This window comes from Streptomyces sp. NPDC043867 (genome assembly GCF_056435845.1).
In genome coordinates, this window is sequence record NZ_JBWKDS010000017.1 from 35,749 (window position 1) to 60,071 (window position 24,323).

Consider the following 24,323-nt stretch of genomic DNA (forward strand, 5'->3'; position numbering starts at 1 on the left):
TCCGGGACGGGTGCTCTCACGCGGCGGTCCCGAGGACCTCCTCGGCCACCCGCCTGTCGAGCGCCGAGCGGACCAACGCCGCCGCGAGGACGGCCGGTTCGGTGTTCCCGGCGAGTTCGACCAGCCGGCCGGGATCCTCGGGAAGGCCGAGCCGCCCTGCGCCCTGCAGGGCCTTGCCGTCGACGTACGGTGCCGTCTCGGGCCAGACGCGCTGGACCTCGCGCAGGAAGATGTCCGCGCCCGTGGGCCCGATGCCGGGCACCTCCCGCAGGAGCGCGCGCAGCCGGGACAGGTCGCCGTCGGCCTCGTCCCGCAGGCGCCGCAGATCGCCGCCCCAACGCTCCGTCAGCAACCGCGCGCCGTCCCCGAGTTGGGTCGCCGTGCGCTCGTCGTAGCGCCGGTAGCCGCCGGCGCCGAGCGCGACGACCCGCGTGTGCCGGTCCGCCGCGGCCATCCGTCGGGGATCCCGCAGTCCCGCGTCGTACAGGGCGCGGGCGGTCGCCACGGCGACGGAGGCACGGATGCGCGCGCTCAGCAGGCCGGCCAGCACGAGGGTGCGGTACAGCGGCTGGGGGCTGTTCCGCAGCGTGATGCCCGCTTCCTCCGCGTACGTGCGGCCGTACGAGGCGACGAGCCGCTCGATCACGCGGCGCTGCCCGTCGGTCACGTCCCGGCTCCCTGGGGCGGCCGGAGCGCGTCGTGTCCGAGGGTCATCAGCCGGTGGCGCCGCCGCTCGTCCCCGGCCAGAGACCCCTTCGCCCCGTCCGTCTCGGCGGTGACGGTGTCCACCACCTCGTACATGACGCGGACGTCGTCGTCGGTGAGGTCCGTGCGCCGCTTCTGGAGCAGGGCCAGGACGTGCTGCCCGGTGGGCGCGCCCGCGTGCTCGGGCGCCGGCTCCGCGTTCTCGTCGGCGTCGCGGATCCGCAGCCACGCCGCAAGCTCCTGGGAGGTCATGTTCACCACACGGTGGAACTCGGCCCACAGCGCGTCGAGTTCGAGGGCGTCGGTCACGGTGTGACTCCTTCCGGTCGCTTCCGGGGACGAGGGTCCGTGGACGCGCCCGGCTCCCGCGGGGGCCCGGTCCCCACGCGCGGGTGCCCAGGACGGATGGGCGGAAACCGCTCTGATCGTTTCCGGGCGGGGAGGGGCGGGCAGGGCCCCGAAGGGCCTTCCCAGCGGGCGGGCGGCCGTCTATAGTCAAAAACTAGCAGTGCTAATTAACGGGGTCCTCGTCATCACGCCCCGTCCCAGTCCGGTGTCCGTCAGGAGTCATGCCGTGCGTCCCGTCCACTTCGCGGCCGCCCGCCGCACCCCCATCGGCAAGCTGCGCGGAGCCCTCTCCGCCGTACGCCCCGACGATCTCGCCGCGGCCGTGCTCCGCGCGCTCCTCGCCGATGCGCCCGCCCTCGACCCGGCCCGGATCGACGACGTCTACTGGGGCGCCGCCAACCAGGCGGGCGAGGACAACCGCAACGTCGCCCGCATGGCCGCCCTGCTCGCCGGACTCCCCGACACCGTGCCCGGCGCCACCGTCAACCGGCTGTGCGCCTCCGGCCTGGAGGCCGTCACCACGGCCGCCCGCACGATCGCCGCGGGCGAGGCCGACATCGTGCTCGCCGGCGGGTCCGAGTCCATGAGCCGCGCCCCGTTCGTGCTGCCCCGCCCCGACGAGGCCCTGCCGCACCGCATCGAGACCGTCGACACCCGGCTCGGCTGGCGCCTGGTCAACCCGGCGATGAAGGACCTGCACGGCGTGCTCTCCATGGGCGAGACCGCCGAGGAGGTCGCCGAACGGTACGGCGTCCCGCGCCGACGCCAGGACGAGTTCGCCCTGCGCAGCCACCAGCGCGCCGCGGACGCCCGCAAGAACGGGTACTTCGACGCCGAGCTGCTGCCCGTGACCCGGCCCGACGGAGTCGTCGTCGACACCGACGAGTGCGTCCGCGAGGACACGTCGTACGAGAAGCTGGCCCGCCTCAAGCCGGTGTTCCGCCCCGGCGGCACGGTCACCGCGGGCAACGCCTCACCGATGAACGACGGCGCCGCCGGGCTCCTCCTGGTCAGCGAGGACGCCCTGCGCGAACTGGGGCTGGAATCCCTCGGGCGGTACGTCGCCGGGGCCTCCGCGGGCGTCCACCCGGACGTCATGGGCATCGGACCCGTGCCCGCCACCGAGAAGGTGCTCGGACGCGTCGGCTGGACGGTCGCCGACCTGGAGGAGGCCGAGTTCAACGAGGCGTTCGCCGCCCAGGCCCTGGCCTGCGTGGACCGGCTCGGCATCGACCCGGAACTCGTCAACCCGACGGGCGGCGCCATCGCACTCGGCCACCCGCTGGGCTGCTCGGGAGCCCGCATCCTCACCACCCTGCTCCACCGCATGCGGCGCTCCGGCGCGGCACGAGGCCTCGCCACGATGTGCGTCGGCGTCGGACAGGGGAGCGCGGTGCTCGTCGAGCGCCCCTGAGAGCCCCGGGACGCCACCGCAGAACGACCTGGTCCAGAGCCGCACCAGCACGGAAACGGAGTACTCCTCCATGGCAACCCTGTCCCTCGCCGCGATCCTCGCCGAGAACGCCCGCCGCCGCCCCGGACGGACGGCGCTCGTCGAGGGCGAGCTGCGCCTCACCTTCGCCGAGGTCTGGCAGCGCGCCCTCGCCCAGGCCGGCGCCCTCGTCGGACTCGGCGTACGGCCCGGGGACCGGGTGGCGCTGATGGCACCCAACACGGCCGAGTTCCCGCAGGCCTACTACGCGATCGCGGCGGCGGGCGGCGTGGTCGTCCCCGTCCACCTGCTGCTGTCGGCCTCCGAGGTCGAGCACGTCCTGAAGGACAGCGGCGCCACCCTGCTGCTGTGCCACCCGGCGCAGGCGGAGACCGGCACGGCGGCCGCGCGCACCGCGGACGTCCCGGTCGTCACCCTCGGCGCCGAGTTCGAGACGCTCGCCGCGCGGGCCGAACCGCTGCCGTCGTACGTCGGCCGCCAGGCCGACGACCCCGCCGTCGTCTTCTACACCAGCGGCACGACCGGCGTCCCCAAGGGCGCCGTGCTCAGTCACTTCAACCTGGTGATGAACGCGACCGTCAACGCCTTCGACGCCAACGACATCCGCCCCGACGACATCGCCCTCGGCGCGCTCCCGCTCTTCCACGCGTTCGGCCAGACCGTCTCCATGAACTCCACCTGGCGTGCGGGCGCCACCCTCGTCCTGCTGCCGCGCTTCGACGCGGCCCGCGCCGTCGAGCTGATGGTGAAGGAAGGGGTGAACACCTTCCACGGCGTGCCGACGATGTTCGTCGCGCTCGCCGCCGTCGCGGCCTCGATGGACAAGCTCCCCGACCTGCGTGTGTGCGTCTCCGGCGGCGCCTCACTGCCCGTCGCCGTCCTGGAGCGCTTCGAGGAGGCCTTCGGCGCGACGGTCTACGAGGGGTACGGGCTGTCGGAGACCTCGCCGACCGCGACAGTGAACCAGCCCCTCTTCGGCACCAGGCCCGGCACCATCGGCCATCCCCTGTGGGGCGTCGACGTCGAGATCGCGCGCGCCGAGGTCGAGGGCCGCATCGAACTGCTGCCGCCGGGGGAGCTCGGCGAGGTCGTCATCCGCGGCCACAACGTCTTCTCCGGATACCTGGGCCGGCCCGAGGCGACCGCCGAGGCCGTCGTCGACGGCTGGTTCCGCAGCGGAGACCTCGGCACCAAGGACGACGACGGCTTCCTGCGGATCGTCGACCGCAAGAAGGACGTCATCATCCGCGGCGGCTTCAACGTCTACCCGCGAGAGGTCGAGGAGGTCCTGGCCCGCCACCCCGGCATCGCCCAGGTCGCGGTCATCGGCCTGCCCGACGAACTGCACGGCGAGGAGGTGTGCGCGGTCGTCGTCCGCGCGCCGGGAGCCGCGCCGGACGCCGCGGGGATCACCGAGTGGTCCAAGGAGCACCTGGGCCGGCACAAGTACCCGCGGCGGGTGGAGTTCGCCGACGAGCTGCCGCTCGGCCCGAGCATGAAGGTCCTCAAGCGGGAGCTGCGGGTGCGGTACACGAGGTGACGGCGGCGGGCGCGGCCACCTGACGGGACGCTCCCGGCCCGGCGGGAACACGGGGGCATAGCATCGGTTCCCGCATGAACACGATGACGCTCTGGCACATATCGCTCTGGGAGTTCGCCGCCCTCGCCGCGGCGGCCCTGCTCGTAGGCTTCTCGAAGACCGCGGTGAGCGGGGCCAACACAATCAGCCTGGCCGTCTTCGCCGCCGTCCTGCCGGCCCGCGCCTCCACCGGCGTGCTCCTGCCCCTCCTGATCGTCGGTGACGTCCTCGCCGTCCTCACCTACCGGCGGCACGCCCACTGGCCCACGCTGTGGCGGCTGTTCCCCGCCGTCGCCGCGGGTGTCGTCCTCGGCACGCTCTTCCTGGCGCGGGCCGACGACGGGATCGTACGGACGTCCATCGGCGCGATCCTGCTGTTCATGGCGGCGGTCACGCTGTGGCGCCGCCGGACCGCGGACCGGGACCCCGACTCCGTCGTCACGCGGACGGGCCGGATCAAGGCGCGGTCGTACGGGGTCCTCGGCGGCTTCACCACGATGGTCGCCAACGCCGGCGGTCCCGTGATGTCGCTCTATCTGCTGTCCGCCGGCTTCCGCAAGCTGGGCTTCCTCGGCACCTCCGCCTTCTTCTTCCTCATCGTCAACGTGTCCAAGGTGCCCTTCAGCGTCGGGCTCGGCCTGATCGACGGGAACTCGCTGCTGCTCGACGCGGCGCTCGCCGCCTTCGTGCTGCCGGGTGCCCTCATCGGCAAGTGGGCCGTCGACCGCATCGACCAGCGCCTGTTCGAGCAACTCGTGATCGCCGCGACGATCGTCGGAGGCGTCCAGCTGCTGCTGCGCTGAGCCGCGCAGGCAGCACCTCACGGACCGTCGTCCAGGCGCTCCCCGTACGCTCGGCGCCATGTCCCCGCACATCCTGGTCCTCGGCGGTACGACCGAGGCACGCGAGCTCGCCGCCCGCCTCGCGGCGCATCCCGGAGTGCGGGTGACGACGTCGCTCGCCGGACGCGTGTCCCGGCCGGGCGCGCTCGACGGGGACGTCCGCGTCGGGGGGTTCGGCGGGGCACAGGGGCTGGCGTCCTGGCTGCGCGAGCACCGGGCGGACGCCGTCGTCGACGCCACCCACCCCTTCGCCGCGGGCATCACGGCGAACGCGGCGCGGGCCGCCGCGACGGCCGGTGTCCCGGCCGTCGTCCTGCGCCGCCCGGGCTGGCACCCGGAACCCGTCGACCGCTGGCACCCCGTCGCGTCCCTCGACGAAGCCGCCGCGGCCCTGCCCCCGCTCGGCCGCCGGGTCTTCCTCACCACCGGCCGACTGGGCCTCGCCGCCTTCGCGCGGCTGTCCGCACACCACTTCCTCGTCCGCTCGGTGGAGGCACCCCGGCCGCCGATGCCGCCGCACACGCGGGTGCTGCTGGCCCGCGGCCCGTTCACCGTGTCCGACGAGCGGGCCCTGCTGCGCGAACACCGCATCGACGTCCTGGTGACGAAGGACAGCGGGGGAGCCGCGACCTCGGCGAAGCTCACCGCCGCGCGCGAACTCGCCCTCCCGGTCGTCGTCGTACGCCGTCCGCCGCTGCCCGCCGGGGTCGTCGCGGTGCCGGACGTGGCCGGAGCCCTGGACCGGCTGGACCTCGGCCCGCGGTGACGGACCGCGGAGCCCGGCGAGGGACGGTGCCTGCCGGTCGCCCCGTCTCCGTGCGCAGGCCCCGGTGCCCGGGTCCGGCCGGGGCGGACCCGGGCGCCCACCCGCCGACGCCTGCGCCTACCCGCGCGGACGCCTGCGCAGCAGATACGTGTCCATGATCCAGCCCTTGCGCTCCCGGGCCTCCGCGCGCAGGCGCTCGATCCGCGGGGCCGCCTCCGCCAGGGGACCCGAGTCGAGGATCTCGTCCGGGGTGCCGATGTAGGCGCCCCAGTAGATGTCGATGTCCTGGTCGGCGTACTGCCGGAAGGTCTGGTGGGCGTCGAGCATCACCACGACGTCGTCCACGTCCTCGGGGAAGCCCTCCGCCAGCCGGCGCCCCGTGGTGATCTGGACGGGCCGCGCGACGCGGTTCAGGCCCGTGCGGTGCCTGGCGACGAGCGCCGAGACGCTGCTGATGCCGGGCACCACGTCGTACGTGAACTCCACCGCGCCCCGGCCGAGGATCTCCTCCAGGATGCCGAGCGTGCTGTCGTACAGCGCGGGATCGCCCCACACCAGGAAGGCGCCGCTCTCGTCCTCGCCCAGCTCCTCGGCGATCAGCCGCTCGTAGATCTCCGCGCGGGCGCTGCGCCAGTCCCCCACGGCGGGCGAGTACGCCGCACCCCCGGCGGCCCGGTCCCGGTCCGGATCGCGCGCCTCGACCAGCCGGTACGTCCCCTCCGGCACGTGCGCGTCGAGGATGTCACGGCGCAGCCCGACGAGGTCGGACTTCACCTCGCCCTTGTCCAGGATGAAGAACACGTCCGTGCTCCTCAGCGCCCTGACCGCCTGCAGGGTCAGCTGCTCGGGATCGCCCGCCCCAATACCGATGACATGTATCTTTCGCACGCACCGAGTCTGCCGCACGCCGCGGGCACCCGGCGCACCGCGTCCGCGGAGCGGTCCCCGGCGCCGCGCGGACCGCCACCACCGATCCGGACCCGGAATCCCGCACCGCCGACTCCGGAATCCCCGAACCGTCGGCCCCGGTCTACCGGGTCCCGGCCCCGGTCCCGGTCAGCCTGGGCGCCCGCTCCCCGGCGTCGACCGCCGTCCCGGCCCGCTCCACGCCGCCCGCCAACTCCCGTGCCCAGTCGGCGAGTTCCGTTAGGGCCATCCCGTACGGCCGAGGCCGGCCCGTCTCGGCGGCCCACTGCTCGACGGCCCCGGCGCCACGCCGCAGCAGCCGGGCGCCGCCCGTCGTGTTGCCCCGGGCCGCGTGGGTGAGCCCCACCGCGAGCTGGGCCAGCCCGCGCCACAGCCCGCGCTCCTCCTCGGGGCCCGACTTCCAGGCGTCCTCGAAGACCTCGTGCGCGTGGAACGGCTTGCCCGCGTCCAGCAGCGCCTGCGCCTGCGCGACCGTCTCCGCAGGAGTGCGCACGACCCCTTCCGGCTGCCGCTCCACCCCGTCCGCGCCGTACGGCAGGGGGCGGCCCAGCCCGTCCCGGGGCCGGGCGTTGCGTGCCCGTCCCTCCGCGTCCCGGTCGCGTCCGTCGTCCGTCCGGCCCTCAGAAGTCCCGGTCATCCTCCGATTGTCCCGCCCGGGGCGCGGCGCCGCCCCGGCGCCCCCTTCGGACCCGCCGCCGACGTGCGGTAAAGTTCTGTACGCGCCGTTCCGCGGGTCACCTCGGAAGGCGCACCGGGACGTGGCGCAGCTTGGTAGCGCACTTGACTGGGGGTCAAGGGGTCGCAGGTTCAAATCCTGTCGTCCCGACGGTGTCGACCAGCGGGTTTGCCGATATGGCAGACCCGCTGGTCTGCGTTGTACGGGGCGCGTGACGAGCCGGTGACCGGCCCTGCCCACCTCCCGTGAGTGGCGTGAAACCGCCGCAAGGCGGGCCGCCGGCCGCGAAAACGCTTGGACCGTGCCGGCGGCGCCGCGACACACTGCGGTTCCCGGACCGCCGGGACGTGCGTGTCGGAGCCGGCGCGAGGCGTGTGACCGTCGTCGTCACCCCTCCCCTCGCCGGCGGACGACCCCGGGGGCGGTCGCCGTACGACGACACGGGGGGTGGGATGGGACCGGTCATGTCGCGTGGGACTCCGCCCGGAAAAGGTGCGGTGTCCCTCGCACTTCGTTTCCACGGACGGGAGTTGGCCCGGCTGCGGTGGCTGGCGGTGCCCGCCGTGCTGCTGCCGGCGCTGGGCAACATCGGCCTCAACTACCTCGCGCCGCTCGTCGTCGCCAAGCTCGTCGGCCGCATCGCCGGGGACGCCGGAGTGGGCCTCGGCCAGACCCTGCCCTACGTACTCGGCTTCGCCGGCGTGCTGCTGCTCGCCGAGCTGCTGTGGCGCATCGGCCTGCACTGCCTGAACCGTGTCGACGCCCTCGGTATCGAGCACCTGTACGTCATCGGCATGGACGAGCTGTTCGCCAAGGACGCCGCCTTCTTCCACGACAACTTCGCGGGGTCGCTGACGAAGCGGGTCCTGAGCTTCGCCTCCCGCTTCGAGGAGGGCGTCGACACCCTGACGTTCTCGGTCGTGGGCAGCCTCGTACCGCTGATCTTCGGATCGGTGGTGCTGTGGCACGGTCGCCGGCATGGACCGGCTCGTCGTCCTGGACCGCGGACGGATCGTGGAACAGGGCACTCACCAGGAGCTGCTCGCCCGCGGCGGCACCTGCGCGAAGCTGTGGCAGCACCAGTCGGGCGGCTTCCTCGCCGACAGCCCCGCGCGGGCCCGGCTGCCCTGACCGCGAGGACCCGGGCGGTCGGGGCAGCCGCCGGAGTGGTCTGCTTCACAGCGGGGGAGTGGGCCGCCTCACATGGCGCGGAACGGGCGGGGCCGACACCATGGTGCGCGTCACCGGCAGGCTGAAGGGATCCCGCATGTTCCGCAAGGTGCTGGTCGCCAACCGAGGTGAGATCGCGATTCGCGCGTTCCGTGCCGGCTATGAGCTGGGCGCGCGGACCGTGGCCGTCTTCCCGCACGAGGACCGCAACTCACTGCACCGGTTGAAGGCCGACGAGGCTTACGAGATCGGTGAGCCCGGGCACCCGGTGCGGGCGTATCTCTCCGTCGAGGAGATCGTCCGCGCGGCACGCAGGGCGGGAGCGGACGCGGTCTATCCGGGCTACGGGTTCCTCTCGGAGAACCCCGACCTGGCCCGCGCCTGCGAGGAGGCCGGCATCACCTTCGTGGGGCCGGGCACCGAGACGCTGGAACTGACCGGGAACAAGGCGCGCGCGGTGGCCGCCGCCCGCGCGGCCGGCGTGCCGGTGCTCGGCTCCTCGGCGCCCTCCACCGACGTGGACGAACTCGTCCGGGCCGCCGAGGACGTCGGGTTCCCGGTGTTCGTCAAGGCGGTCGCAGGCGGCGGCGGGCGCGGCATGCGCCGCGTCGAGGACCCCGCCCAGCTCCGCGAGTCCATCGAGGCCGCGTCGCGCGAGGCCGCCTCCGCGTTCGGCGACCCGACGGTGTTCCTGGAGAAGGCCGTCATCGAGCCCCGGCACATCGAGGTGCAGATCCTCGCCGACGGGCAGGGCAACGTCATCCACCTGTTCGAGCGCGACTGCTCGGTGCAGCGCCGCCACCAGAAGGTGATCGAGCTGGCCCCCGCGCCGAACCTGGACCCGGCGCTGCGCGAACGGATCTGCGCCGACGCCGTGCGGTTCGCCCGTGAGATCGGCTACCGCAACGCCGGCACCGTGGAGTTCCTCCTCGACCGCGACGGCAACCACGTCTTCATCGAGATGAACCCGCGCATCCAGGTCGAGCACACGGTGACCGAGGAGGTCACCGACGTCGACCTCGTGCAGGCCCAGCTGCGCATCGCCTCCGGTGAGACCCTGGCCGACCTCGGCCTCTCCCAGGAGACCGTCACCCTGCACGGCGCCGCCCTCCAGTGCCGGATCACCACCGAGGACCCGGCCAACGGCTTCCGCCCGGACACCGGCCGGATCAGCGCCTACCGCTCGCCCGGCGGCTCCGGGATCCGGCTGGACGGCGGCACCACCCACGCCGGTACCGAGATCAGCGCCCATTTCGACTCGATGCTGGTGAAGCTCACCTGCCGGGGCCGTGACTTCGACACCGCGATCGGCCGGGCCCGGCGTGCCGTCGCCGAGTTCCGCATCCGCGGCGTGGCGACGAACATCCCGTTCCTCCAGGCCGTGCTCGACGACCCGGACTTCCGGGGCGGCCGGGTCACGACCTCGTTCATCGAACAGCGTCCGCACCTGCTCACGGCACGCCACTCCGCCGACCGCGGCACGAAACTGCTCACCTATCTCGCCGACGTCACGGTGAACAAGCCGCACGGTGAACGGCCCGAGCTGGTCGACCCCACCACCAAGATCCCGGCCGTGCCGGCCGGGGAGCCGCCCGCCGGCTCCCGGCAGCGGCTCGTCGAGCTGGGCCCCGACGGCTTCGCCCGGTGGCTGCGCGCGTCACCGGCCATCGGCGTCACCGACACCACGTTCCGCGACGCCCACCAGTCACTGCTCGCCACCCGCGTCCGCACCAAGGACATGCTCGCCATCGCCCCCGTGGTGGCCAGGACCCTGCCCGAACTGCTGTCCCTGGAGTGCTGGGGCGGCGCCACCTACGACGTCGCGCTCCGCTTCCTCGCCGAGGACCCCTGGGAACGCCTGGCCGCACTGCGTGAGGCGGTGCCGAACATCTGCCTGCAGATGCTGCTGCGCGGCCGCAACACGGTGGGCTACACGCCGTACCCGACGGAGGTGACCGACGCCTTCGTGCAGGAGGCGGCGGCCACCGGCATCGACATCTTCCGGATCTTCGACGCGCTGAACGACGTCGGACAGATGCGGCCCGCCATCGACGCCGTACGGGAGACCGGGACGGCCGTCGCCGAGGTCGCCCTGTGCTACACCTCCGACCTGTCCGACCCGTCCGAGCGGCTGTACACCCTGGACTACTACCTCCGCCTGGCCGAGCAGATCGTCGAGGCGGGCGCCCACGTCCTCGCCGTCAAGGACATGGCGGGCCTGCTGCGCGCCCCGGCCGCCGCCACACTCGTATCGGCGCTGCGCCGCGAGTTCGACCTGCCGGTGCACATCCACACCCACGACACCGCGGGCGGCCAGCTCGCCACCTACCTCGCCGCGATCCAGGCCGGGGCGGACGCGGTCGACGGAGCGGTGGCGTCCATGGCCGGGACCACCTCCCAGCCGTCGCTGTCGGGCATCGTCGCCGCGACCGACTACTCCGAGCGGCCGACCGGGCTGAGCCTGCGGGCCGTGGGCGACCTGGAGCCGTACTGGGAGAGCGTCCGCAAGATCTACGCGCCCTTCGAGGCGGGCCTTGCCTCGCCGACGGGGCGGGTCTACCACCACGAGATCCCCGGCGGGCAGCTGTCCAACCTGCGCACGCAGGCCGTCGCGCTGGGCCTCGGCGACCGCTTCGAGGAGATCGAGGCGATGTACGCCGCCGCCGACCGGATCCTCGGCCACCTGGTGAAGGTCACCCCCTCGTCGAAGGTGGTCGGCGACCTCGCCCTCCACCTGGTGGGCGCCGGCGTCGACCCGGCGGACTTCGAGGCCCGCCCGGACCGGTTCGACATCCCGGACTCCGTCATCGGCTTCCTCCGCGGCGAGCTGGGCAATCCGCCCGGCGGGTGGCCTGAGCCGTTCCGCACCCGGGCGCTGGAGGGCCGTGCCGCGCCGAAGCCCCGGGAGGAGCTGACCGCGGACGACCGCGACGGTCTGGTGAAGGACCGGCGGGCGACACTCAACCGGCTGCTGTTCCCCGGGCCGACCCGCGAGTTCGAGACGCACCGGCAGACCTACGGCGACACCAGTGTGCTGGACAGCAAGGACTTCTTCTACGGGCTGCGTCCGGGCAAGGAGTACGCGGTCGACCTCGAACCCGGCGTCCGGCTGCTCATCGAGCTGGAGGCCGTGGGCGAGGCCGACGAACGCGGCATGCGCACCGTGATGTCGGCGCTGAACGGCCAGCTGAGGCCGATCCAGGTGCGCGACGCCGCCGTCTCCTCCGACATCCCGGCCACGGAGAAGGCCGACCGCGCCAACTCCGGACACGTCGCCGCGCCGTTCGCGGGAGTGGTGACGCTCGCCGTCGCCGAGGGGGACGAGGTCGAGGCCGGTGCCACGGTGGCCACCATCGAGGCGATGAAGATGGAGGCTGCGGTCACCGCCTCCAGGAGCGGCACGGTGTCGCGGCTGGCCATCAACCGCATCCAGCAGGTGGAGGGCGGCGACCTGCTCGTGGAGATCGCCTGACGTGCCGCCTGCCCGGTCGGCGGAGGCTGCCGTCCGTTACCGGGGCATGCGCGCGGTGAGTCGGTGAACCGGTTCCGGGGTACCGCCGACCCGATTGCGGCCGACGGGACCCGGAGCCGTGGGCGGGGCCGACGGGGTCCGCGGGCGCAGGCGGGCCGACTGGGCCCGGAGTCGTGGGCGGGGCCCGGGGTCGTGGACGGCGCGGCTCCGGCTATCCTGTGCGGCGTACCGGACACGGGGTGCCCCGCACGAGGGCTGAGAACACACCCGTCGAACCTGAACCAGTTCGCACTGGCGGAGGGATGTCTCATGTCGTTGCCGCGTGCCCGCGGCGAGGCGGCCGTCGCAGGCCCGCAGCGCGTCGTCACCGGGCGGATGCCCGCCGCCCCCGCCGGACCGTCCGCCGCACCGGCCCGTGTCCTGACCGTCGCCGGATCGGACTCCGGCGGCGGCGCGGGCATCCAGGCCGACCTGAAGACGATGCTGGCGCTCGGCGCACACGGGATGAGCGTGCTCACCGCGGTCACCGCGCAGAACTCCGTCGGTGTCCAGGGCGCCTGGGAGCTTCCGGCGGAGGCGGTGCGGGCGCAGTACCGCAGCGTCGTCGACGACATCGGCGTGCAGGCGGTGAAGACCGGGATGCTCGCCTCGCCCGAACTCGTCGCCACCGTGGCCGGGTTGCTGGCGGACACCGCCGCACCCGTGGTCGTGGACCCCGTGAGCGTGTCCAAGCACGGCGACCGGCTGCTCGCGGACGAGGCGCTGGACGCCGTACGTTCCGTACTGCTGCCGGTCGCGACGGTGGCGACGCCCAACCTCGACGAGGCGGCGCAGCTCACCGGCGTCCGTGCGACGGACGAGCGGGGCATGTCCGAGGCCGCGGAGCGACTGCTGTCCTACGGGCCGCGCTGGGTCCTGGTCAAGGGCGGGCATCTGCCGGGCGAGGCCGTGGACCTGCTCACCGACGGCACCGAGACCCACTGGCTGCGCGCCCCCCGCCACGACAACCGGCATACGCACGGCACCGGTTGCACCCTGGCCTCGGCCGTCGCCGTCGGCCTGGCGCAGGGGCGGACGGTGCCCGAGGCGGTGCGGCTGGCGAAGGACTACGTCACGGGCGCGATAGCGGCGGGCTTCCCGCTGGGCGCCGGCCTCGGCCCGGTCGACCACGGCTGGCGGCTGCGCGCGGGCCGCTGAGCCGCCGACCCGGGTGGTCCTCGCCGGGGCCCCGCGTCGTGTCCCGTCACCGGTGTCCGACGCCCCGGGTGCGGCAGGGCGCGCGGGATCCGCGGACGGGCCGGCGGGGCGTACGCCCTTGTCAGGGGCCCTCCCCAAAACCCCCTGTGGCGCCGAACGGGACCGGGCGTACGGCCTTGTCCCGGGCCGTCCGGAGACCCCCGTGGCGCCGAACGGGTGGACTCGGAGGAACGCGTACTGGACGAGGGGTGTACCCCGGGGAGCGGATGGTGACGTTGCCACTCGAACCCCTGACCAGGAAGAGGAGTCCCGTGCGACGTACCCCCTCCCGCCGCCTGTTCGCCGCATCCCTGCTGGTGGCGTCCGTCCTGGCGCCCATGACGGCGATTCCCGCCGCCGGTCACGCCGTGGCCGTCGACCGGCACGACAAGCACAGGACCCCGCCGGACGGCCTCGGCCGCAAACTAACCGCCAGACTGGACAAGGCCGTCGAGAAGGTCCGCCGCGAGGCAGGCATCCCCGGGGTCGTCGTCGGACTGTGGATGCCCGGCAAGGGGAACTACGTCCGGGCGACCGGAGTCGCCGACACCGGGACGGGCGAGCCGATGAGCACCCGCCAGTTCATCCGGATCGGCAGCGAGACCAAGACCTTCACGGTCACCGCGCTGCTCGAACTCGTCGACGACGGCCGGATCGGACTGGACGACCCGATCTCCGAGTACATCGACGGCGTGCCGAACGGCGACCACATCACCCTCAGGCATCTGGCCGAGATGCGCAGCGGTCTGTTCCCGTACAGCGCCGACCCGGACTTCGAACACGACCTGCTGAGCGACCCGAGCCGTTCGTTCACCCCGGAGGAGTTGCTCGCGTACGGCTACCGGCACGACAACACCTCCGCACCGGGGACGGAGTTCCAGTACTCCAACAGCAATCTCGTGCTCCTCGGCCTGGTGATCGAGAAGGTCAGCGGCCACCGCCTCGGCGACTTCATCGAGAAGCGGATCCTGCGGCCGGCCCACCTGCGCCACACGCTGTTCCCCGAGGACCACGAGTTCCCCGCGCCGCACGCGCGCGGCTACACCGACCAGACGCTGAGCGGTGAGGTGGAGGACTCCACGGACTGGAACCCCAGCTGGGCCTGGGCCGCCGGGCAGATGATCTCGGACCTGCGCGACCTGCGCCGCTGGGCGAAGATCGTGGCCACCGGCGAGCTGCTCAGCCCGAAGACCCAGGCACAACGGCTCAGAACGCTGCCGATCGGCGACCCCGGGACGAGCTACGGCCTCGGCATCTTCAAGTCCGGCGGCTGGATCGGGCACAACGGCTCCATCCCGGGCTACGAGACGGTGACCGTCCACCTGCCATCGAAGAAGGCCACGCTGGTGGTGATGATCAACACCGACATCCTCGTCGGAGAGCAGGAGCCGTCCTCGCTCGTCGCCCGGGCGGTCACCGAGATCGCGACGCCGAAGAACGTCTACGACCGTCCGGTCCCCTTGCGTTGAGCGCCCGCTGCCCGCTGCCCGCTGCCCGCTGACGCTGCCCGGTCCTGCGCGGGCGACCGGGCGGCGGGAGTTGTCCAGCCGCTCGCCGAGCAAGCCGGTCACGCTGCGCAAGCCGGTCACGCCGAGCAAGCCGGTCACGCTGCGCAAGCCGGTCACGCCGAGCAAGCCGGTCACGCTGCGCAAGCCGGTCACGCCGAGCATGCCGGTCAGGCTGCGCGCGGCCGGTGAGGCTGCGCACGGCTGGTGATGCCGCGCGCGGCCGTGTGACCGCGCGCCTCACCAACCCGCTTTCTCCCGACTCCGGTTGATCCTTCATCACTCCGACACCTGCCGCCTCTGGTGCTTTCGGCGACGGCCCGGAAAGCTGATCCGGGCATGTCAATGCGCCGCCCGATCCGCCCCCACCGCGGTCGACCAGGAGGACGTAGTGAAGAAGAACTCACGCACCCGCCGAGTCTCGGTGATCCTCGGCAGCGCGCTCGCGCTGGTCGTCGCCCTCCCGGGCAGCGCGCTCGCCGATCCGCCCACGGCCCTGCCGGCCAACGCGGACGGACTGGAGCAGACGTTCCAGCCGGCCTTCGACTACGACACGGACGGCTGCTACCCGACGCCGGCCATCGGTCCCGACGGGACCCTGAACCCCGGTCTCAACCCGTCCGGTGCCCTGAACGGGCAGTGCCGCGACTCCTGGGACCTCGACAACACCAACGGCTACGCGCGCGAGAAGTGCAACAACGGGTGGTGCGCGATCATGTACGGCCTCTACTTCGAGAAGGACCAGGCCCTGGCCGGCAGCAGCCTCGGCGGGCACCGTCACGACTGGGAGCACGTCGTGGTGTGGGTGCAGAACAACCAGGCCCAGTACGTCTCCACCTCCGCGCACGGCGGCTTCAGCGTCTACGGCCGCGACCGGATCCGGTGGGACGGCACCCACCCCAAGGTCGTCTACCACAAGGACGGCGTGCGCACGCACTGCTTCCGCCCGGCCAACTCCAACGACGAGCCGCCGGAGAACCACTCCCACGCCTGGCGCTTCCCGAGCCTCGTCGGCTGGAACGGCTACCCCGTCGGTCTCCGCGACAAGCTGAGCCAGGCCAACTGGGGCAGCGCCGTCTTCGGCCTCAAGGACGGCAACTTCAACGCGCACCTCGAAAAGGCCAAGCCGGCCGGCATCGCCTTCGACCCCAACGCCTGACGAGCACGCGCGGCGAGACCGGCCGTGCGCGTGCGGTAGGGTTCACCTGCGCGATCACGTGGGCCACCACGGGACGCGGCGGGACGTGGCGCAGCTTGGTAGCGCACTTGACTGGGGGTCAAGGGGTCGCAGGTTCAAATCCTGTCGTCCCGACTTTACGAAGTCGCAGGTCAAGGGGCCGTTTCAGGGAAATCTGAAACGGCCCCTTCCGTTTTTGGGACTACGGGAGGACCAGCACACTTCACAGGACGAAGCGCACTAGGCACGGGCCGCATCGCCCCGTCCTGGACCGGCAGGAGTGCGAGAGCGGGTTCGTACAGCTGCCGCCAGGGACGATGAGGGAGAGTCGCCGAGTACTACAGGCCGAGCCCGACGTTTGCGTTGGAGTTGGAGGCCGGTGGTTGGGGGCAGAGCCGCTCCACGGCGGCCCGCAGTTCGGCTTCGCAGAGATGGTGGGACAGCGCGGACCCGCCGATCATGTCCCACATGCGCCGAGCAATTTGTGGACTCGCGAAGTGGTCGCGCAGGACGGGAGATTGGGTCGCTTCGCGGGCCAGCAGCGTGATGAGTTCGGGGCTCGCCTCAGTGGCCGCATGCCAATGGACGGCGAGCGGGCCGGTGGTCGGAAGCAAGCCGGCTCGCGCAGCAGCGATCAGGGCCCGGCAGGTCTCCTGGGGATGCCACTGTTGGGCGCCGGACCTCTCGTAGGAGCCCACGGCTTCCGCGACCATGTCGGCCGACCAATCCGTGCGTGGCAACCACACGGATGCCCAGGCCACTGCGGCCGGATGTGCCACGGTGTTGGGCTGCAGCGCCGGGACCACGTCTGGGAGAAAGCGCTGGCCGTGGCACTCGTGTAGTGCCTGGGCCGCCCACCCTATGCCGGTCCAGTGTGCCTCTGCGTCCACTACCAGGTGGCGACCTGCCACCTGCTCGACGAGCCGTCCCACCGCCTGGGCCAGAGAGTCTGCGGATCTGTTCGCGACCTGGGTCACCTTCAGTAGCCTGCTCGCTTGATGAAGTCCCAGCGCATTTGCCAGGACGTCGATGTGCAATCCGAGTACATGGCCGAGGATCTCGTCGAACGCATCAGTCCCACCGGTCAGCCACAAAGCTTGCAGCAGACCGGGAACCTCTTGCAGATCCGACCGGAGACTCAGACGAAACCGATTGATCAGCCGATTGACATTGACGCTGGCGGCCAGTTGCTCGCCCCACTGCGGTTCCCACATGTGGGCGAGCGTCAGCATCTCATTGACCGCACGCGGACTGGCGAAGAGATGCATGGTGGACTCCCACCGTGTAGTGACCAAGGTGTGCATCCACTCGGTCTCCTCGGTGCGATTGGTCACCCCGAGCCGGGCCAGGGCGCGTCCTACGTTGCCCTGGACCATTGGGTTCTGCTCGAACTTGAAGGCTTCGACGAGCGTCCGCCAGCGCCTTCGTTCGTTCCGTAGGGCTTCGAGTTCCGCCTTGCCCAGTCCCGGTTTGCAGCGCTCAGCCTCGCTCAGCAGCTCGGCGGTGAGCGGCGGATGCACGACGCTGCGGAGAACAAGTTCCCGCAGATGGGAGAGGTCCTGTCCGCCGTGCGGCTGACTCAGGATGTTCACGGCCATGGCCGCTGCGCCCGGATCCAGGGTGCGGAGCTGCCCGAGTGCGGTCGTGAAGGCGCCGATGCTGCGGCCGACTTGAAGCCGCTCGGCCCAGTTCCAGTGGGGGTGCTGTTCCTTGAAGTAGCGGAGTACCAGCTCGGTTGCCTCGGCCCGGCCGCCGGCCCGCAAGGTGTCGGCCATCACATGGAGTTTCTGTGCCACGTTGCTCGCACTGCTCAGCAGCGGAGCGTGCACGGCCTTGTCCAGTTCGAGCCGTTGGGCGTAGTCCACGCCGATGTCGGGTACGAGCGCGAGCCCCAGACGGTGGGTGTGCACCATGCTCTCGGGGTCGAGCCCGACCTGGGACATCCGGTCGCACAGCACCTTCCTGTCCAGTCGCTGCGCCAGCTCGTGGAGGAAGTGCTGACCGAAGTAGTCGTCCTGGATCAGGAGCATGGCCATGCGCGGACCCCAAGGGCGGGCCGTGCCGCGTTGCGCGTGGATGCTGGAGACGACGAGCCCCAGCGCACCCTCCTCGATGGACTGCCTGTAGTCCGCGCCGGCTTCCCACAGTCCGCGCAGCAGGTGGTAGACGATGGCGGGTCGGCGCTCCCGCCGCATGACGTTCTTGACGAACTCCTGACCGATCTCAGAGGCGAGACGGTAGCTGAATCGCTCCTTGGTGTCGCAGTAGAGATCGTCCACACGACTCACAGCGCTGAGCAGCATGCCGGCGCCCCGCGCATCCTCGAAACTGCGGACGGTCTTGGCCAGTTCGCGGGCGAGCCCGGCATCGGCGATCAGGTCACCGTTCCGGTTCTCCTGGTACAGGAGCGTCCGCAGCGTGCCGCCGTGGATGTTTCGAACTGTCGAGAGGAGGATGGCCGCCTCGGCGGGCGGCGCCGCCTTGACCACGGGAACCAGGGTGCGCCCGAACTTGAGGTGATTGAGCAGTCGGTTGCAGAGCCCGCGGTTGCTTTGCGCCAGGTCGAACAGGGCCTGGCTTATCTGGATGGCGTCCGAGTGTGCCAGAGCAGCCTGGAGCTGCGACTTGTACTGCTCGATGATCTGGTCCCAGTCGCCCGTGCCGTCGAAGTGCAGGCGCAGCGAGATCCAGGAAAGGATGGCGGCAAGGGACCTGTCCTTGGTGGGACTGGACAGTATGAGGAACTGTGCGGGCTTGAAGAGGGGGCGCAGCGCCGACGCGGCATTGTCCTCCCGGGCCTGCCGTGACTTGGTGAAGATCAGATCGTCCATGCGCCGTACGGCGATCAGGTCCCTGTAGTTTGCGGGATCGGCATCACGGACGAGGCTGTCTGTGCGTTGCTCGAACCAGTCGCAGATCGTCGCCGTCGGGGTGGTGCCTTCACCCGCTAGCTTGAGCAGAGCGCTGATGAGGCGGTACCGGTCCGTGAGGCTGGAGGGCCGGCTGAGGACCGTGTCCAGACCACCCTGCGGTGTGCCGACCCACGCGACGAGGTCCGCCAGAACGTTCCGCGGCAGTCGGAACTCGTCATCCCACAGCGCCGTGAGCCCGATCGTGAGATCGCGGACCGTCAGATCGTCAAGGCTCTTGAGGCGTTGGAGCACCGCCGGAAGTGCGGCGGCGGTCCAGTCGGCGTCACTGTGGCGCCGGCACAGCCGCAGCACCGACAGGGCTGCGCGCGGGTGAGTTTCGGCCGTCCAGGCCGTGATCGCCTCGCGCACCGAAGTGAGTTTCAGCAGCAGCGCAAGCCGTTCTGGTGCGTAGGCGGCGCACTTACGCAGCAGTGCGTTGAGCCGCAACTGGTTGTCGCTCCGGAGGAGATCCAGCACGTATGGTTCGAGCTGGGCGGGGAAAGCTGCCAGCCCATCGCGGCTGGCGGAGGTAATCACCGCCTCGGCTCGGACGGTGCTGGGGATCTTGGCCAGCCCGTTATGGACGACGACGCCGAGAGCCTGAAGCGTACCCTCGGGGATCACGTCTATATGGGCGGTCGGGACTCCGTCGTCCAGCCACGATAGTGCGGCCAGGAGGTAGACCGAGGCGCGGACGTCGGTGTCGAGGGGCGCACAGACGGCCTGCGCCCGTGCTCGTACGAGGTCGGCCCCCAGACCCCTGTCCGGCAGAGCTCCCGCAGCGGCCGGTTTGTCGGCGGGCTCCTCACACAGCAGATCGGTCAGCAGACCGAGATCCCCGTGGCACGCTTCGACGGCCAGGCCTACGGCGGCGGTGTCGTCGGCGCGGACCCGATACTTCCCGGGCGCCTGACGGATCATGCGCCGGGCCAGGTCGGGGACCTCCCCGGACGGAACCAGGGTGACGTAGGCGGTCACCCCGTGGTTTTCCCATCGGTTGGTGGCCCCGTCGACGTACCGGGTCAGTGCGAGCACGCCCACCTTGAGCTCGCCCAGACACTCCAGAGCCTCGCCGATGTTGCCGTCCTCCAAGGCGTGCAGGTCCTCCAGGACCACGAGCACCTTCCGGCGCGTGTGGCCGACGCCGGCGGCGGTGAGCGCGGCGCGGACGACGGGCAGCAGGTCGCCGTCCGAGGGCAGTTGACGACGGTCGGGGGACAGTACGAGGGCCTGCCAGCCGGCGGCCTCCAACTTCCGCACCACCTGCTGGGCACACACCGTCTTTCCGCTGTTGGGTGGCCCGGACTGGATCACCCGCGACAAGGGCCGCTGATGATACCGCTTGAAGAGGAAGGAGGACTGCTCGAAATCGACCAGGGTTTCGTCGGCGGGTCCACCCCACCCTGGCGCGGAGTCGCCTGCGGCGGTCGAGTGCAGAATGCGCCACTCCTCCTCGTCGAGAGCCTGCGACGCCCGCCGCTCCACCGCGGCGTGCCACTGCTCTCCCCAGAGCAGGCGGGCGGCTCCGAGCAGGGTGGGCTCTGAGTCGGACTCGACCGTGCCGCCCCGGTGCAACTGCCAGCCGCCGGTGTCGCGCCACAGGAGGTCGAGCCCCGTCTCGGCGGCAGCCACCTTCACCTGTTCGATCACAGCCGGCGGCAGCCAGTCACCGTCCTGCGAGATGCCCGCAAGGACGAGTACACCCAGAGTGCCGAGGTCCGGGAGACCGCCCTCTGCGGCGATCCAGGCCAGGGCGACGGCAGCCGGGGCGGAGTCCGGGGCGACGGTGGAGGGACTGAGGACGTACGTGGCGTCGACACGGGGGTGGGCCTCGGTGGAGAGCTTGTTGCCCACGGCCGCCACGAGGGGCCGTGCCGCATGCAGACCCCGGTCGATCGCGGCGGGGTCGGGGAGCGGCGACCAGGGCAGGGCGCCGCTGCGGGGATCGAGCACGATGTCCGCAACGGCGATGACGTACCAGTCGTCAACCGGTGCCAGCAGAAGGGGCACCCCGCCCGCAGGCGTCGGCCTGATCGCGTCGTCGCTGTCGGTCGCCACACGGTCGGCTCGGGTCACTAGTTGGTCGAGCTCGGCCAGCAACTCTGTGTCGAGCTCGCCGAGAAGGCCGCTCAAGTGCGTGGCCCCACCCCCCGCGTACTCGAAAAGGAGTGCGCCGGGGCCGATTGGGGTTCTCTCTTCCGAGAAGCTGAAGGGGCGTCGGGGGAGGGGGATCTTTCTGTCCAGGGCCCTCTGCCCGAGGTCGATGACCGTGCGGAGCCGGGACTCGACGCGGAACCGGTCGACCGTTGGACTCACAAGGTCCGTGGCCAGCGCATGAAGTGCCATGTGCAGTTCATGTATCAGGGACGATTCCCTGTCGACGTTGGACGAGATCAGGTTCTCATGGCTCACGCCGACTCCTCGATTGCCCGTGTGCGTGCCGTTCATGGCGTGATGCGGATCAGACCCTCCACGGTTCCGGCGACGATCTGGCCGTCGTGGTGCAAGTCCACCGAGTGGACGTCGAGCCCGATGTCGAAGTGGCGGGCTCGGTTGGCATCGGTGTCGGACGACAACTGGATGTCGCCGTGGACACCCGCGCTGACCAGCACCTGCGTGTCACCCACAGTGCACAGTCGCAGTTCGCTGATGCCGCTGCCGTGGTCCGTGATCCACCGGTGGGTGCGGCCGTTCCAGTCCGACCACCAGACAGACCCGTCGCCGGCTCCCGTGTAGATGCCGTCAGCGTTGGAAGCGATCTTCATCAGACCGCGGCTCTGTGGCGGTTCGAAGGTGTGCAGGCGTTCGCCGTCATTGCGCCACACGACCACCTGCGAGGCCGTGCGCGCCGCCACCCGGACTCCGCCAGCTGTCGTCGCTGCCGTGGCTCCGCCCAGTCGCAGTCCCGGCTTGTCGACACGCTTCCCGGTGACGCCCCCGCTCCGCCACTGCCACCCCTCGCTTCCGGCGATCAGCAGGGCCTGTCCGACTTTGACGCAAGTGTGCAGGGGACAATTGAGATCCAGTGGCGCGATCTCCTGGCCCATGCGGTTCAAGAGCGCAACCCACGCCCCGCCCGTGATCTCCCCCGCGAACAGCGCGGGCTGCCCTGCGTGGTCGATGACCGAGGATGTGGTGATCCGTGGTCGGACGCCGCGGCTGCGGCTCGGCACGTTGTCCGGGTTGAACACGGTCCAGGCGGTGTCGTCGGCGCCTCCCGGCCGGTGGAAGATGGTGCTCCCGGTCAGCGCCAGCTCGCCGCCGTCGGGAAGACAGTGGACCGTCTTGATGCTCCGGTCCTCCGGGACGTCACGATCATTCGCTTTCGGACGCAGATAAGTCGGGCGGCAGTCCACGGCCACGGCCTGCCAGCCCGAGGCGTACTCACGGGCACGTCGGGCGAGTTCGTCCAAGGCTCGTACCTGGGCGTGCAGAGCAAGCCGCGCCAGGGTGTGTCCGTCGGGCCGCCAGCGCGCCCCCATCAACTCCCAGCAGAGGGACCGGACGTTGGCCACCCTGTCCTTGGTGGATTCCTGGAGGAGACCGAGGGCTCGGTACAGCGTTTCGCTGTCCATTGCGAGCAGGAATTCCGGATCGTCCAGGAACTCGTCCAGGATGCCTGCCAGCCGCGCATGGTGAGGAAGGTGCTCGCGGGTGTACTGGTCGGCGCCGGACCAGTTGCGCTGTCCGGACGGCAGCACGGCGAGTTGTTCGGTCATCGCGGCGACGAACAACGCGTGGTACCTGCCCGCGTCGGCCGACTCGGTCAGGTAGTCGGCGGTCGGCGGGTGCTTGAGCCTCCATCCGTGACCGTTCATGCCGTCCTCCAGCAGATCAAGGTAGTCTCTCGCCGCTCTGCACACGTCGGCGATGGCCGCGGGGCCCGCTCCGGGTCTGCCGGACGCACGGACCACCGCGGCCCACAGTCGCCCGTCGGCCGGGAGTCCGTCGCCTTGGGCCAGTGCCACCGGGAGGAGCATCTCCCGGGCCCACCTGGGATCGTCGTCGCTCCGTGCGTGGCTGAGTTGGTCGAGAGCGTCCAAGAACAGGTCGGCGTTCGACCGCTCGGCCTGGACCCTGGCGGTCGCTGGGTCTTGGGTGCTTGTGTCGACGGCGAAGAGGTAGGCGCGGAGCCAGGACCGGTCGGCCGCCGAGGCCGTGGCGAGCGCGATGTCACGTATTGACTGGGCGCTCGTGGCCGACCATCTGGTGCCTTTACGGTTCCTGAGCACGTGCTCGACCAGCCCGACGACGTCGGCCTTGCGAAAGTACGCGTCCGTGTCAAGGTCGACGAGCTGGCCGTCGAAGCCTTCCGGTATCTCACTGGTGGCAATCACGACCCGGGTCCGCGGTTGTGCGGCCAGGGGTGCCAGCAGTGTGCTGTAGAGGAGCTCGGGCTCTTGGCTCGCGTCCACCGAGTCGAAAATCAGGCGCAGTCCTCGGTCGCCGAGGGTCTCCACCAGGCCGACGCAGTCTTCCTGATCGGTCTCGTAGAGGTCGGCCAGGTCGTACACCACGGCGTCCACACTCTTGCCGCGGACGTCCATGAGCACGTCGACGCATCCGCCGGGCGCGGCGGCAGGCGCCGGTGTCCCGACGGGCAGCGGCCGCTCCGAGGAGGACGAGGTGTGGATCCAAGAGAGCAGGACGGACTTCCCCGAGCCCGGCCGTCCGGTGACCACAAGCGGTGCTCCAGGGTGTGACGGCGGCGCCTCGTCCAGATAGGAGGCGATGTCTCGCACGGCTTCGGCACGTCCGCAGAAGGCCCATCCGCTGTCGTTGTTTGCCTCGGGTGGCCGCCGTACGCGACGAAGTGGCTTGTAACGCGGATTGGGGAAGGCGCGGATCTCCTCCTGAGGGGGCACCAGGCCGGGCAATTGGGGATCCTTGGGATTCTCGGACCCCTTCTCCATGCGGACTTTCAGCTCCGCGAAGAGTTTGTAAGCGTCGAGGTGTTCGTCATCATGGCTGGCGCGTGTGTTGCGCAGGGCGGCAGCGAAGGAGTCGGCGAAGTGCATCTGCTGCGCATCCGTGATCCGGTCCGTGGAGCTGATCAGAGTGAGCAGAGGAAGGTCGGCACCTTTGTCGATCTGCTTGCGCGCCTCCTCGCCCAACCGGTTGATCGCCAGGCCGGATCGGCAGGCGTCGAACAGGATGACCACTTCGCGCGGCCGGGCCTTCCCGCCCGGGATGATGAGCGACATGAGCTGGGCGACGTCCAGCATGCTCGACCGCTCGGCCTCCTTGCTGTCGTGAGCGGCGAGAAGGATGTCCCCGTTACCGAAGTCGATGCCGTGTCCCGAGTAGTAGAAGAGCAGGACGTCGGGGGGTGTGCCGTCGTCGCCGTCCAGTGCCTGCTCGAAGCTACTCACGAGGTCGCTGATTTCGGGATCGGTCCGTGAGCCGTGGTGGATCGTGAACCCGGCCTCCGCCAGGACGGCCCGCATCATCCGAAGTTCGTCCGGCACGCGCGGCAGTGGCTCGAACCCGTCTCCGAAGCAACTGGTGCCGGAGACGAGTGCCACCCGGACGAGGTCCGTCAAGCTGCCACCGGG

The 24,323-nt window shown here is 71.1% G+C and carries 15 protein-coding genes, 2 tRNA genes, 1 pseudogene and 1 riboswitch; of the genes and pseudogenes, 12 read left to right on the top strand and 6 right to left on the bottom strand.

Annotation, left to right across the window (positions count from 1 at the left end; all coding sequences use genetic code 11):
* Nucleotides 1–16: 16 nt before the first annotated feature.
* Together AC069T_RS18605 and AC069T_RS18610 are read right to left on the bottom strand one after the other, a co-directional pair.
* Nucleotides 17–667, bottom strand: a complete 651-nt coding sequence (locus AC069T_RS18605; protein WP_478783768.1) for an HhH-GDP family DNA glycosylase — start codon at nucleotides 665–667, stop codon at nucleotides 17–19.
* On the bottom strand, nucleotides 664–1,014 hold the full coding sequence (locus AC069T_RS18610) for a DUF3140 domain-containing protein (RefSeq protein WP_478783769.1): 351 nt from the start codon (nucleotides 1,012–1,014) through the stop codon (nucleotides 664–666). The genes AC069T_RS18605 and AC069T_RS18610 overlap by 4 nt, the downstream gene beginning before the upstream one ends.
* Before the next feature lie 265 nt (nucleotides 1,015–1,279).
* Here AC069T_RS18610 and AC069T_RS18615 point away from each other — a divergent pair, with 265 nt between their 5' ends.
* The 4 genes from AC069T_RS18615 to AC069T_RS18630 all read left to right on the top strand — a co-directional run bounded on the left by AC069T_RS18615 (nucleotide 1,280) and on the right by AC069T_RS18630 (nucleotide 5,693).
* Nucleotides 1,280–2,467 carry a thiolase family protein gene (locus AC069T_RS18615; RefSeq protein WP_478783770.1) on the top strand — a complete coding sequence of 396 codons (1,188 nt, stop codon included), beginning with the start codon at nucleotides 1,280–1,282 and terminating at the stop codon, nucleotides 2,465–2,467.
* 70 nt (nucleotides 2,468–2,537) lie between these two features.
* A complete protein-coding gene (locus AC069T_RS18620; protein ID WP_478783771.1) occupies nucleotides 2,538–4,046 on the top strand; it encodes a long-chain-fatty-acid--CoA ligase in 1,509 nt (502 codons plus the stop codon).
* 74 nt (nucleotides 4,047–4,120) lie between these two features.
* On the top strand, nucleotides 4,121–4,888 hold the full coding sequence (locus tag AC069T_RS18625; RefSeq protein WP_478783772.1) for a sulfite exporter TauE/SafE family protein: 768 nt from the start codon (nucleotides 4,121–4,123) through the stop codon (nucleotides 4,886–4,888).
* Nucleotides 4,889–4,946: 58 nt separating this feature from the next.
* Nucleotides 4,947–5,693: a cobalt-precorrin-6A reductase gene (locus AC069T_RS18630; RefSeq protein WP_478783773.1), complete on the top strand. Its 747-nt coding sequence runs from the start codon at nucleotides 4,947–4,949 to the stop codon at nucleotides 5,691–5,693.
* Nucleotides 5,694–5,810: 117 nt separating this feature from the next.
* On the opposite strand, the gene cobF is transcribed toward AC069T_RS18630, so the two are convergent.
* Complete coding sequence (gene cobF / locus AC069T_RS18635) at nucleotides 5,811–6,581, bottom strand: precorrin-6A synthase (deacetylating) (protein ID WP_478783774.1); 771 nt, start codon at nucleotides 6,579–6,581, stop codon at nucleotides 5,811–5,813.
* Between the two features lie 142 nt (nucleotides 6,582–6,723).
* Nucleotides 6,724–7,257 (bottom strand): DUF309 domain-containing protein, encoded by a 534-nt coding sequence (locus tag AC069T_RS18640; RefSeq protein ID WP_478783775.1) that lies wholly within the window; start codon nucleotides 7,255–7,257, stop codon nucleotides 6,724–6,726.
* A 115-nt stretch (nucleotides 7,258–7,372) separates the two neighbouring features.
* Between AC069T_RS18640 and AC069T_RS18645 the strand changes: the two genes are divergently transcribed.
* From AC069T_RS18645 to AC069T_RS18680, 8 genes and pseudogenes are all read left to right on the top strand, one after another.
* Nucleotides 7,373–7,446: transfer RNA gene (locus tag AC069T_RS18645), tRNA-Pro, on the top strand.
* 302 nt (nucleotides 7,447–7,748) lie between these two features.
* Nucleotides 7,749–8,261 (top strand): annotated as a pseudogene (locus AC069T_RS18650) (ABC transporter ATP-binding protein); the annotation flags it as partial.
* A 302-nt stretch (nucleotides 8,262–8,563) separates the two neighbouring features.
* Complete coding sequence (locus AC069T_RS18655; RefSeq protein ID WP_478783776.1) at nucleotides 8,564–11,938, top strand: pyruvate carboxylase; 3,375 nt, start codon at nucleotides 8,564–8,566, stop codon at nucleotides 11,936–11,938.
* A 225-nt stretch (nucleotides 11,939–12,163) separates the two neighbouring features.
* A riboswitch (TPP riboswitch) is annotated at nucleotides 12,164–12,258 on the top strand.
* Between the two features lie 55 nt (nucleotides 12,259–12,313).
* Nucleotides 12,314–13,135 carry a bifunctional hydroxymethylpyrimidine kinase/phosphomethylpyrimidine kinase gene (gene thiD, locus AC069T_RS18660; RefSeq protein ID WP_478783858.1) on the top strand — a complete coding sequence of 274 codons (822 nt, stop codon included), beginning with the start codon at nucleotides 12,314–12,316 and terminating at the stop codon, nucleotides 13,133–13,135.
* Between the two features lie 311 nt (nucleotides 13,136–13,446).
* Nucleotides 13,447–14,643 carry a serine hydrolase domain-containing protein gene (locus AC069T_RS18665; protein ID WP_478783777.1) on the top strand — a complete coding sequence of 399 codons (1,197 nt, stop codon included), beginning with the start codon at nucleotides 13,447–13,449 and terminating at the stop codon, nucleotides 14,641–14,643.
* A 70-nt stretch (nucleotides 14,644–14,713) separates the two neighbouring features.
* Nucleotides 14,714–14,890 (top strand): hypothetical protein, encoded by a 177-nt coding sequence (locus tag AC069T_RS18670; protein WP_478783778.1) that lies wholly within the window; start codon nucleotides 14,714–14,716, stop codon nucleotides 14,888–14,890.
* Between the two features lie 180 nt (nucleotides 14,891–15,070).
* Nucleotides 15,071–15,838, top strand: coding sequence for an NPP1 family protein (locus tag AC069T_RS18675; RefSeq protein WP_478783779.1), 768 nt, complete (start codon nucleotides 15,071–15,073; stop codon nucleotides 15,836–15,838).
* Between the two features lie 79 nt (nucleotides 15,839–15,917).
* Nucleotides 15,918–15,991: transfer RNA gene (locus AC069T_RS18680), tRNA-Pro, on the top strand.
* Nucleotides 15,992–16,194: 203 nt separating this feature from the next.
* On the opposite strand, the gene AC069T_RS18685 is transcribed toward AC069T_RS18680, so the two are convergent.
* Together AC069T_RS18685 and AC069T_RS18690 are read right to left on the bottom strand one after the other, a co-directional pair.
* Entirely contained in the window at nucleotides 16,195–21,180 is a 4,986-nt protein-coding gene (locus AC069T_RS18685) for a hypothetical protein (RefSeq protein WP_478783780.1), read from the bottom strand.
* Between the two features lie 32 nt (nucleotides 21,181–21,212).
* Nucleotides 21,213–24,311: a caspase family protein gene (locus tag AC069T_RS18690; protein WP_478783781.1), complete on the bottom strand. Its 3,099-nt coding sequence runs from the start codon at nucleotides 24,309–24,311 to the stop codon at nucleotides 21,213–21,215.
* Nucleotides 24,312–24,323: the final 12 nt, after the last annotated feature.

Coding starts and splice junctions, on each gene's coding strand:
- thiD (WP_478783858.1), top strand. CDS start 12,314: ATGCCCGCCGCCCCCGCCGGACCGTCCGCCGCACCGGCCCGTGTCCTG.
- AC069T_RS18655 (WP_478783776.1), top strand. CDS start 8,564: ATGTTCCGCAAGGTGCTGGTCGCCAACCGAGGTGAGATCGCGATTCGC.
- AC069T_RS18625 (WP_478783772.1), top strand. CDS start 4,121: ATGAACACGATGACGCTCTGGCACATATCGCTCTGGGAGTTCGCCGCC.
- AC069T_RS18620 (WP_478783771.1), top strand. CDS start 2,538: ATGGCAACCCTGTCCCTCGCCGCGATCCTCGCCGAGAACGCCCGCCGC.
- AC069T_RS18630 (WP_478783773.1), top strand. CDS start 4,947: ATGTCCCCGCACATCCTGGTCCTCGGCGGTACGACCGAGGCACGCGAG.
- AC069T_RS18640 (WP_478783775.1), bottom strand. CDS start 7,257: ATGACCGGGACTTCTGAGGGCCGGACGGACGACGGACGCGACCGGGAC.